The organism is Plastoroseomonas arctica (genome assembly GCF_018128965.1).
In the GTDB taxonomy this organism is placed as follows: domain Bacteria; phylum Pseudomonadota; class Alphaproteobacteria; order Acetobacterales; family Acetobacteraceae; genus Plastoroseomonas; species Plastoroseomonas arctica.
Genome location: NZ_JAAEDH010000043.1, coordinates 1 through 8,702 on the forward strand (window position 1 = coordinate 1; position 8,702 = coordinate 8,702).

Genomic DNA, 8,702 nt, shown 5'->3' on the forward strand with positions numbered 1-8,702 from the left:
GGCCGCTTGCCGCCGCGGTGCCACCGGGGCTGTCGCTGCTCGCCTTGCAGGAAACCGGCGCGGCGGCCGAACGCGACGCGCGGGCACGGGCGCGCGGCGCGGCCCTCATCGCAACCCTCGCCGCGCTGCAGACGGGGCTGCTGCGCGGCAGTGTCGATAGCGCCGTCACCGCACGTCTCGCCGCGCTCAGCGAAGGCGAGGCCGCGGCCGATCCGGCGCTCGCTGCGCTGCTCGCGGACATCACTTTGCGCGCCCGGGTCGAACTCGCGCGGCTGCGCCACGGGATTGATGTGGCACCGGAGTGAAAATCGCGACGGGCCAGAGCCTTGACCCTATTCTCCCCCTTGGCGTCCGCGACCTGTCGCGCGTATAGAGCGCTCGCCCAGGAGGGGTTTGCGACCGGCAACGGTCCGGCGAACCCGGGGGCGGGGGACAATGCGATGCTCGTGACGTTGCCGCCGGACTACCGTCCCTCGGATGCCGAGGAGTTCATGTCCCCCATGCAGCAGGCGTATTTCCGCCAGAAGCTGCTGCGCTGGCGCCAGGACCTGGTGCGCGAGGCGGGCGAGACGCTCTCCTCCCTTTCTTCCGAAGGCGGCATCGCCGAGGCGGACCTCACCGACCGCGCCAGCGTCGAGACCGACCGCGCCCTGGAACTGCGCACCCGCGACCGCGCCCGCAAGCTGATCAGCAAGATCGACCAGGCGCTTGAGCGGATCGAGAACGGCACCTACGGCTATTGCGAGGATACCGGCGAGCCCATCGCGCTGCGCCGGCTCGAGGCGCGGCCGATCGCGACCATGTCGATCGAGGCGCAGGAGCGCCACGAGAAGATGGAAAAAGTCCACCGCGACGATTGAGAACAAAGACTGGGGGAAAAGAATTTCCCCCAGACCCCCAATCTTTAATTTTTGATTTTTTGGTGCTGGCTGTTAGGTCGGCATAAATCAATAATCATAAAATACTCGGCGCAAAACGTATACGTTTGCGCGGGAAATTCTTTTCCCCGACCTTTGTTCACTCCCAATTCGGTGGTTCGTCGTCCAACTCCGCCGGCGTATCCGGCGCCCCGATCTTCGCCGGCAGCGCCGCGTCGTTCTCCGCGAACCGGCCCACGCGATTGTCCACCGGCCAGATCGCAATCCCCTCGGCCGGGTAGGGGCGCAGCACCGCCTCATCCGCTGCGCCGCTCAGCCACTCCTCCCAGGTCTCGGGCGGCAGGATCACCGGCATCCGCTCATGCACGAGAGAGAGCTTGGCGTTCGCCGTCGTTGTGATGATCGTGTAGGTGCGTAGCCAGGTGCCGTCCGGCTGCTTCCATCCCTCCCACAGCCCGGCCATCGCCATCGGCTCGCCGGAACGGAGTGCAGCCGCATAGGCCTGCTTGCCGGCGCCCTGCTTGCGCCATTCGTAGAAGCCGTCCATCGGCACCAGGCATCGGCGATCGGCGAAGGCCTCGCGGAAGGAGGGTTTCTGCGCAATCCCCTCGGAGCGTGCGTTCATCAGCCGTGCCGCACCAGTGATATCCTTCGCCCAGCGCGGCACCAGTCCCCAGCGCAGTGCATCGAGATGGCGCTCGCCCGATTGCGGGTGGCGCCGCACCACCAGGCTCACCTGCGTGGGCGCGATGTTCCATGACGGCGGATGGTTCGGCGTCGGGTTCACCGCCTGGAAGTACCGCTGGAGCGCGCCCGGCGCGCGTTGCAGCAGGTAGCGGCCGCACATGGGTCAGCGGCACTCGGCCATCGGGCGTACCACGGCGATTCGGGTGCCGCCGGCGCCGTAGTAGCAGCCGCGCGTCCAGGTGCCTTCGAAGACCTGGTTGCCACTGACGAAGCGGCCCTGGCCGTCGGGGTAGCCAGCGGTCTGGTTGCCCTCGTAGCGGTCGCCATTGGCCCAGGTGTAGATGCCCTGGCCGTCGCCCATCCCGTTCACCACCCCGCCCTCGAAGCGGTCGCCATTGGGGAAGGTGACGCGGCCGATGCCGTTCGGCGCGCCCCAGACGAAGGGGCCTTCATAGCGCTGGCCATTCGCGGCGACGTAGACGCCCGGCCCGTGTGGCATGGTCATGGTGAAGGCGCCCTCGTAGCGGCCGCCATCGGCGTTGGCGCGGCTGCCGGCGCCGTTCAAGGCGCCGTTGCGGAAATTGCCGGTGGTGGCGACGGCCCCCTGCGCGCTCGGCCAGGTGGCGGTGCCGGGACCCTCGGCCAGGCCGTTGCGGCAGCCGCCGGTCCATTCGACGGCGCCGGTGACGATGCCCGGCACCCAGATGCGGCAAGCGCCATTCGCGGTGCCGACATAGGTGCCCAGCGGCGGGGCGGTCCCCGGTGATGGTGGCGGCGCGGCGCGGCCCGGCGTGCGCGACGTATTGGGCGCGGTCTGCGCCGGCGCCTCGCCGATCGCGCCGCCCAAGAGCAGCGCCGCGCAAATCCCGATCGCAAGCCGCATCGACATTCTCCATGGATGTCCGGCGGCAGGATAGGACGGCGCGCGTCAGAAGGGCAGGATGATATCCATCAGCTCCTGGCCCAGGCGTGGGCGCTGCACGTCGGTGATGGTGCCGCGGCCCCCATAGGCGATGCGGGCTTCCGCGAGCCGGTCATGGCGCACCGTGTTGTCCGAGGCGATATCCTGCGGGCGGATCACGCCGCCCACCTGCATCTCGCGCAGCTCGCTGTTCACCCGCACCTGCTGGCGGCCGGCGACGACGAGGTTTCCATTCGGCAGCACCTGCGCGACCGTCGCCGCCACCCGCAGCGTCACCGTCTCGTTGCGCGCGATGGAGCCATTGCCGTCCAGGTCCGACGAACTGCTGGCCTCGATCAGCCGCGAGGGATCGATACTGTTGGGCAGGATGCGCGTGAGGCTTGCCTCCAGCCCGCCGATGCGCGGCAGGCCCATCCCCTCGGCATTCGCACGGTTGCGCCGGGTGCGGTTGGACAGGTTCGCCGTGTCCTGGATGGAAACCAGCACGGTGATGAGGTCGCCCACCTGTGCCGCACGCTGGTCGCGCAGGAAGGTGCGGCTGCCCGGGCGCCAGAGGCTGTTGCCGTCGGGGGGGGGCGGCTGCGCGCTGGGCATGGGCATCGAGACGGGGCGCCAGAGCGGGTCCTCGGTGGGGCTGGTGATGGGCGCCATGTCGGGCTCCCGCCCGAGGCGGGAGAGGCGGTCCATGGTACCGCAGCCGGCGAGCAGCAGGGCGGCGAGCAGGGGAGCCAGGCGCGTCATGGCGCAGTGTCCACCAGGCGGGCCTGTTGTAGCGGCGCGGCCCCAGGTGTGACGCGCACTCGGCCGGGACCGATGACGCGGCCCTCGACGATGAGGCGGGAAGCGAGGTTCATCACCGGCACGATCTGCCCCATAGCGCCGGTCTCCATCGCGCGGCCGGCGGCGGCGAGGGACAGGCCCGGCGCTTCGACGATCAGCGTCACCGGCTCGTTGCGGCCAACCAGGGCTGGAGGGCCGAGATCGGCGCTCATCAGCGCGATCCCGGTGCCCATCGGCCGGCGCAGCTGCTTGCCCACGGCCTCCTCCAGGCGCGATGCTGTCCCCGGTCGCACGCGCTCGGCGCGCACGCGAATGAGCTGGGCGTCGCCAGCGCCGACCACCTCGCCTAGCACCATGCGCCGCGTGGCGACCACGACGGGCAGCGTCGGCAGCGCGCGGCCGGCGAGGCGGTTGCGCAGGCTCGGCTGCCCTTCGGCGAGGATGACGAGAGTGGTCGAAAAGCGCTGCGTCGCCGGGTCGAAATGGCTGCCCTCATAGGCGATCTGCACCAGCGCCTGGACCGGGACCATCGGCGGGATCAGGCCGGGGATCTCCAGTTCGGAATCCGCGTCCATGCCCAGGGCGAGGAGCTCGGCCCGCAGCGGTTCCATCAGCGCCTCGCGCGTCACCGGGCGACCGGGGCGTTCGACGATGACGCGCTCGTTGGCGCCGAGCGGTCGCCAGGCGATACCGTGGATGCGCGCGATGGCGGCGAGTTGCGCCGCCTCGATGATGATGCGCCGGCCTGGCGCCGGGGCGGCGCCGAGCACCGCCTCTCCGCGTGGCCCGGCATGATCGAAGAGATCGGCGAGGCGGATGGTCTCGCCGTCGACCACCGCCATCGGCCGCGCCGCCGCCATGTCCTGTGCTCTGGCAGGCGCGGCGAGCAGCAGGAGTGCGAGGAGGATGCCGCGCATCAGCGAAGCCGCGTCAGCGTAGACAGCATCTCGTCGCTCGCGGTGATCACCTTCGAGTTCATCTCATAGGCGCGCTGGGCGGTGATGAGCGAGGTGATCTCCTGCACGACGTTCACGTTCGACGTCTCGATGAAGCCCTGCATCACCTGGCCGAAGCCGGCCTGGCCGGGAGCGGCCTGCTGCGCGGCACCCGAGGAGGGTGTGGCCAGGAACATGTTGCCGCCGACCGCGTCGAGCCCTCCCTCATTGGCGAAGATCGCGAGCTGCACCTGCCCGACATTGGAGAGCGCGACCTGGTTGTCCAACTTCACCAGCACCTCGCCCGAGGCGTTGATGGTCACGTCGCGGGCGGTGGCGGGGATGGTGATGCCGGGCAGCACGGTATAGCCCTCCGCGGTCACCAGCTGGCCCTCTGCCGACAAGCCGAAGGTACCGTCGCGGGTATAGCCGGTCTCGCCCGAGGGGAGCGTGACCTGGAAATAGCCATTGCCGCGGATCGCCATGTCGAAGCGGTTTTCGGTCTGCTGCAGATTGCCCTGCTCGGAGATGCGGTAGATCGCCGAGGTGCGCACGCCCAGGCCCACCTGCGCGCCCGATGGCAGCACGGTGCCGGATTCCGAGGACTGCGCGCCGGCGCGGCGGATGTTCTGGTAGATCAGGTCCTGGAACTCGGCGCGCCGCCGCTTGAACCCCGTCGTCGAGAGGTTGGCGATATTGTTGGAGATAACCTCCACATTGGTCTGCTGGGCCATCATGCCGGTGGCGGCGATGGAGAGTGAGCGCATGGGGCGGGGTCCTTAACTGCGGCGGCGGAGGACGCGGTCGATCACGCTTTGCAGGCGATCGTTCTCGCGTTCGGAAAACTGGGTGGCGAACTGGAATTCGCGCAGCTCGGCGGTCAGCCGCGTCATCTCCATGATCGGGCGGACATTGCTGCCTTCGACCGCACCCTGCACCAGGCCAGGGCGTTCGACCGGGATGGGGCGCTCGGCGGCGGCGTCGAAATTGCGGTCGCCCTCCGCCAGCAGGGCCTGTGGGTTCTCGAAGCGCACAACTCGGAGCTTCCCGATGGGCCCGTTCTCGGAGCGGATGGTGCCATCGCCCAGAATCTCGATGCGGGTGTCGCCTGGGGCGATGGCGAGCGGCTGGCCGGCCGCACCGAGGACGGCATGGCCCTCGATGTCGACGATGCGGCCCTCGGCGCCGATCGAAAATCGCCCGGCACGGGTGAAGCGCTCGCCGCGCGGGGTCTCGATGGCGAAGAAACCCTCGCCGGAGATTGCGACGTCGAGCGGGTTGCCGGTCTGGGCAATGGTGCCGCTCTCCATCTCGCGCCAGGTCGCGCGGTCCTGGACGTAGGAGGTGGGGCGCGCGCTGGCGGGGCCGGCGACGTCGCTGCCGCGCTCCACCATCTCGGCGAAGACCATGCGCTGGGCGCGGAAGCCCGGCGTATCGGCATTGGCGACGTTGTTCGCGAGCACGGCGGTCGCGCGGTTCTGCACGGTCAGGCGGGAGAGGATGACGTAGCCAGGCGTGTCCATCGGGTGCGCTCCTGCGGCCGAACGGGCCGCGTCTGTCCTGCCCAGTGAAGCGCAAGCCGCGTGCCAGATCCGCACCACGCCGCGCGCTGCGGCGCCTGCCCCTGCCGGGCAATTCCTGCCCGGCGGCAGCAGAAGCGGCCGGGTGCAAGTCTTCCTTAAGGCTTTGCGGCGATGCTGCGCGTGTTCCGTCCCGGCGCTGGGATGGTTGGGTCATGCGCAGCAAAATGCGGAGAGCGGGATGTCCGAACCGGCCGATGCGCCCGATGCCGACTCTAGGCAAGCCAGGAGCGGCCGCAAACGGCTGCTGCTGATCGTGGCTCCGCTGGGCCTTATCGGGATCGGCGCGGGGCTGTGGTTCAGCGGCATCCTGTCCGGGGTGCTCGGTCACGCCGCGCCGCCGGCGGCCGCGGCACCCGCCCCCGGCGCACCGGCGGAGCAGGCGCGTCCGGTGCCGACGTTCATCGACATGCCCGAAATCCTGGCCAACCTCAACGCGCCGGGGCGACGGCCCACCTACATCAAGCTGCGAAGCAAGATTGAGGTCGCGCGCGCCGAGGATGTCGCCGCCGTGCAGGCCGCGATGCCGCGCCTGGTCGACCTGTTCCAGACTTACCTGCGCGAAATGCGCCCCGAGGAGCTGCGCGGCTCGGCCGGCACCCACCGCCTGCGCGAGGAGCTCATGGCGAGGGCCAACATCGCCGCCGCGCCGGCGCGCATCAGCGACGTGCTGTTCGTCGAGATCCTCGTCCAATGAGCGAGATGGCGCTGGCCGAGGAGGATATCGACGGGACCGCCTCCGGCATCGAGCGCATCATCGGCTCCGCGACGGTCACCTATGAACGCCTGCCGATGCTGGAGATCGTGTTCGACCGGGTGGTTCGGCTGCTGTCGACCACGCTGCGCAACTTCACCTCCGACAATGTCGAGGTCTCGATCGAGGGCATCTCCTCGCTCCGCTTCGGGGACTACCTCAACGCGGTGCCGGAGCCGGCGATGCTCGCGGTCTTCGCCGCGCCCGAATGGGACAATCATGGCCTGCTCGTGATCGACGGACCGCTGATCTATTCCATCGTCGACGTGCTGCTGGGCGGCAGGCGCGGCACGGCGGCGATGCGCATGGAAGGCCGCACCTTCACCACCATCGAGCGCACGCTGGTCGAGCGGCTGGTGCAGGTGGTGCTCGGCGACCTGACCGACGCCTTCCTGCCCGTCTGCCCGGTGCATTTCCGCTTCGAGCGGCTGGAGGTCAACCCGCGCTTCACCGCGATCAGCCGGCCCTCCAACGCGTGCATCCTGGTGAAGCTGCGCGTCGAGATGGAGGATCGCGGTGGCGGCATCGAGATACTGCTCCCCTACGCCACGCTCGAGCCGGTGCGCGAGCTTCTGCTGCAGCAGTTCATGGGCGAGAAGTTCGGCCGCGACCGGATCTGGGAAAGCCACCTCGCCGAACGGCTGCGCGACACCGAGGTCACGCTCGACGTGGTCCTCGCCGAGCAACCGGTGCCGCTGTCGGTTCTGCTGGCGCTGAAGGTGGGCGACCAGATCGGCCTCGGCGTCAGCCCCGGCGCGCCGGTGCGGCTGCGCTGCGGCGAGACCACCCTGTTCGAGGCGCAGCTCGGCCGCCGCGAGGACCGCCTCGCCATCCGGATCGAGCGCGAGCTGCGCGACCCTGCGATGGAGACGGCATGACCGGGTTCGAATATACGCTGCAGTGCGCGGTGCTGGTGCTGCTCGTCGTGGCCATCCCCTTCACCATCCGGCTGGAGCGCGGGCTGTCCGGGCTGCGGCGCGACCGCGGTGCCATGGATGGCTCGGCCCGCGGCCTGGGCGAAGCAGCGACGGCGGCCGAGGCGACGCTGCGCCGGATGCGCATCACCACCGACGAGGGGCTGCGCCAGATCAGCGAGCGCTGCTTGGCCGGCGAGAAGCTGCGGGATGATCTGCGCTACCTGATCGAGCGGGCCGACAGCCTCGCCGACAGGCTCGACGGCCTGGTGCGGCAGGTGCGGCCGATCGTGGCGGAGCCTGTGGTGCCGATCCGCGCCGAGGCCGCCGCGCCGCCCGAAGCGCCCGCGCGCAGCCAGGCGGAGCGCGACCTGATCCGCGCCCTGAAGCTTGCCCGATGAGGATGCGACCGCGCATCCTGCCGGTGCTGGTGGGCGCCATGGCATTGCTGATGCTGCTCAAGGCGGAGACGCTGTGGCGCGCCGCGGTTGGTGCGATGGAGCCGACGACCGGGGCGCGGGTGCTGCCGCGCCCATCGGGGCTCAGCGTCATCGGCCCGGCCAATGCCTCGGCCGACCCGCCGCCGCGCCAGGCTGCACCCGCCCCGCCGCCGCCCGCCGCGGCGCCGTCGCACGCCGACCCCGCCGTGCTCGCCGAGCGTGCCGTGCTCGACGCGCTGCGCGAACGCCGGACGGAGATCGACCAGCGCGAGCAGGCGATCGTGGCGCGCGAGGTCATGCTCGGCGCCGCCGAGCGCCGCGTGCAGGCGCGCATCGCCGAACTCGCGACCATGCGCGATCGGCTCGAGGCGTTGGAACGTGCCCGCGGCGAGCGCGACGATGCCGGCTGGCGCGGCCTGGTGCGGCTGTATGAGGGCATGCGCCCGCGCGACGCGGCGGCGATCTTCGACGAGCTGGAGATGCCCGTGCTGGTGCAGGTGATGGATCGGATGGGCGAGCGGAAGGCGGCGCCGGTGCTGGGTGCGATGCGCCCCGAGCGTGCGCGGCAACTGACCGCCGAACTCGCGCGCCATCGGGCCCAGCGCAACCCGAACCAGTGACGCCGCCCATGGCCAAGGATGCCGGCATCAATCATGGGTGGCGGCCGACGTGGCTGTGCCCTTGGGCATTGGTGCTGTTGGCCGGATGCATGCTCGCGTCGCGGGCGTGGTCGCAGCCGGCGCCCTCGGCCTCGCCACGTCCGGCCGCCACCGCCGCACCGCGCGTTGCCGCGCCGGCCCCGCCGCGCCGGG

General features: G+C 70.4%; 12 protein-coding genes. 6 read left to right on the plus strand and 6 right to left on the minus strand.

Annotation, left to right across the window (positions count from 1 at the left end; genetic code table 11):
- Both GXW79_RS21070 and dksA read left to right on the plus strand, forming a co-directional pair.
- A partial coding sequence (locus tag GXW79_RS21070) for a flagellar assembly protein FliX (RefSeq protein ID WP_281414784.1) occupies positions 1-305 on the plus strand: 305 nt, incomplete at its 5' end.
- A 135-nt stretch (positions 306-440) separates the two neighbouring features.
- The gene (dksA, locus tag GXW79_RS21075) at positions 441-860 is read left to right on the plus strand and encodes an RNA polymerase-binding protein DksA (protein ID WP_211876428.1); all 420 of its coding nucleotides are present in this window, start codon (positions 441-443) and stop codon (positions 858-860) included.
- A gap of 157 nt (positions 861-1,017) precedes the next feature.
- Here dksA and GXW79_RS21080 read toward each other — a convergent pair whose 3' ends face one another.
- The 6 genes from GXW79_RS21080 to flgF are packed head-to-tail and all read right to left on the minus strand — an operon-like array spanning position 1,018 to position 5,725.
- The gene (locus GXW79_RS21080) at positions 1,018-1,725 is read right to left on the minus strand and encodes an SOS response-associated peptidase (RefSeq protein WP_211876429.1); all 708 of its coding nucleotides are present in this window, start codon (positions 1,723-1,725) and stop codon (positions 1,018-1,020) included.
- A 3-nt stretch (positions 1,726-1,728) separates the two neighbouring features.
- Entirely contained in the window at positions 1,729-2,448 is a 720-nt protein-coding gene (locus tag GXW79_RS21085) for an MORN repeat-containing protein (RefSeq protein WP_211876430.1), read from the minus strand.
- A gap of 45 nt (positions 2,449-2,493) precedes the next feature.
- Positions 2,494-3,228 (minus strand): flagellar basal body L-ring protein FlgH, encoded by a 735-nt coding sequence (gene flgH / locus GXW79_RS21090; protein WP_211876431.1) that lies wholly within the window; start codon positions 3,226-3,228, stop codon positions 2,494-2,496.
- Positions 3,225-4,184 (minus strand): flagellar basal body P-ring formation chaperone FlgA, encoded by a 960-nt coding sequence (gene flgA, locus GXW79_RS21095; RefSeq protein ID WP_211876432.1) that lies wholly within the window; start codon positions 4,182-4,184, stop codon positions 3,225-3,227. Before flgA ends, flgH begins: the two co-directional genes overlap by 4 nt.
- Entirely contained in the window at positions 4,184-4,969 is a 786-nt protein-coding gene (gene flgG / locus GXW79_RS21100; RefSeq protein WP_211876433.1) for a flagellar basal-body rod protein FlgG, read from the minus strand. The genes flgA and flgG overlap by 1 nt, the downstream gene beginning before the upstream one ends.
- A 12-nt stretch (positions 4,970-4,981) precedes the next feature.
- Complete coding sequence (flgF, locus tag GXW79_RS21105; protein ID WP_211876434.1) at positions 4,982-5,725, minus strand: flagellar basal-body rod protein FlgF; 744 nt, start codon at positions 5,723-5,725, stop codon at positions 4,982-4,984.
- A 238-nt stretch (positions 5,726-5,963) separates the two neighbouring features.
- Here flgF and GXW79_RS21110 point away from each other — a divergent pair, with 238 nt between their 5' ends.
- From GXW79_RS21110 to GXW79_RS21125, 4 genes are read left to right on the plus strand one after another with little or no spacing between them, the layout of a single operon-like run.
- Positions 5,964-6,479: a flagellar basal body-associated FliL family protein gene (locus GXW79_RS21110; protein WP_211876435.1), complete on the plus strand. Its 516-nt coding sequence runs from the start codon at positions 5,964-5,966 to the stop codon at positions 6,477-6,479.
- A complete protein-coding gene (gene fliM, locus GXW79_RS21115) occupies positions 6,476-7,414 on the plus strand; it encodes a flagellar motor switch protein FliM (RefSeq protein ID WP_211876436.1) in 939 nt (312 codons plus the stop codon). The genes GXW79_RS21110 and fliM overlap by 4 nt, the downstream gene beginning before the upstream one ends.
- The gene (locus GXW79_RS21120; protein WP_211876437.1) at positions 7,411-7,851 is read left to right on the plus strand and encodes a DUF6468 domain-containing protein; all 441 of its coding nucleotides are present in this window, start codon (positions 7,411-7,413) and stop codon (positions 7,849-7,851) included. The genes fliM and GXW79_RS21120 overlap by 4 nt, the downstream gene beginning before the upstream one ends.
- Positions 7,848-8,510 (plus strand): MotE family protein, encoded by a 663-nt coding sequence (locus GXW79_RS21125; protein WP_211876438.1) that lies wholly within the window; start codon positions 7,848-7,850, stop codon positions 8,508-8,510. Before GXW79_RS21120 ends, GXW79_RS21125 begins: the two co-directional genes overlap by 4 nt.
- Positions 8,511-8,702: the final 192 nt, after the last annotated feature.

Coding starts and splice junctions, on each gene's coding strand:
- dksA (WP_211876428.1), top strand. CDS start 441: ATGCTCGTGACGTTGCCGCCGGACTACCGTCCCTCGGATGCCGAGGAG.
- GXW79_RS21080 (WP_211876429.1), bottom strand. CDS start 1,725: ATGTGCGGCCGCTACCTGCTGCAACGCGCGCCGGGCGCGCTCCAGCGG.
- GXW79_RS21085 (WP_211876430.1), bottom strand. CDS start 2,448: ATGCGGCTTGCGATCGGGATTTGCGCGGCGCTGCTCTTGGGCGGCGCG.
- flgH (WP_211876431.1), bottom strand. CDS start 3,228: ATGACGCGCCTGGCTCCCCTGCTCGCCGCCCTGCTGCTCGCCGGCTGC.
- flgA (WP_211876432.1), bottom strand. CDS start 4,184: ATGCGCGGCATCCTCCTCGCACTCCTGCTGCTCGCCGCGCCTGCCAGA.
- flgG (WP_211876433.1), bottom strand. CDS start 4,969: ATGCGCTCACTCTCCATCGCCGCCACCGGCATGATGGCCCAGCAGACC.
- flgF (WP_211876434.1), bottom strand. CDS start 5,725: ATGGACACGCCTGGCTACGTCATCCTCTCCCGCCTGACCGTGCAGAAC.
- GXW79_RS21110 (WP_211876435.1), top strand. CDS start 5,964: ATGTCCGAACCGGCCGATGCGCCCGATGCCGACTCTAGGCAAGCCAGG.
- fliM (WP_211876436.1), top strand. CDS start 6,476: ATGAGCGAGATGGCGCTGGCCGAGGAGGATATCGACGGGACCGCCTCC.
- GXW79_RS21120 (WP_211876437.1), top strand. CDS start 7,411: ATGACCGGGTTCGAATATACGCTGCAGTGCGCGGTGCTGGTGCTGCTC.
- GXW79_RS21125 (WP_211876438.1), top strand. CDS start 7,848: ATGAGGATGCGACCGCGCATCCTGCCGGTGCTGGTGGGCGCCATGGCA.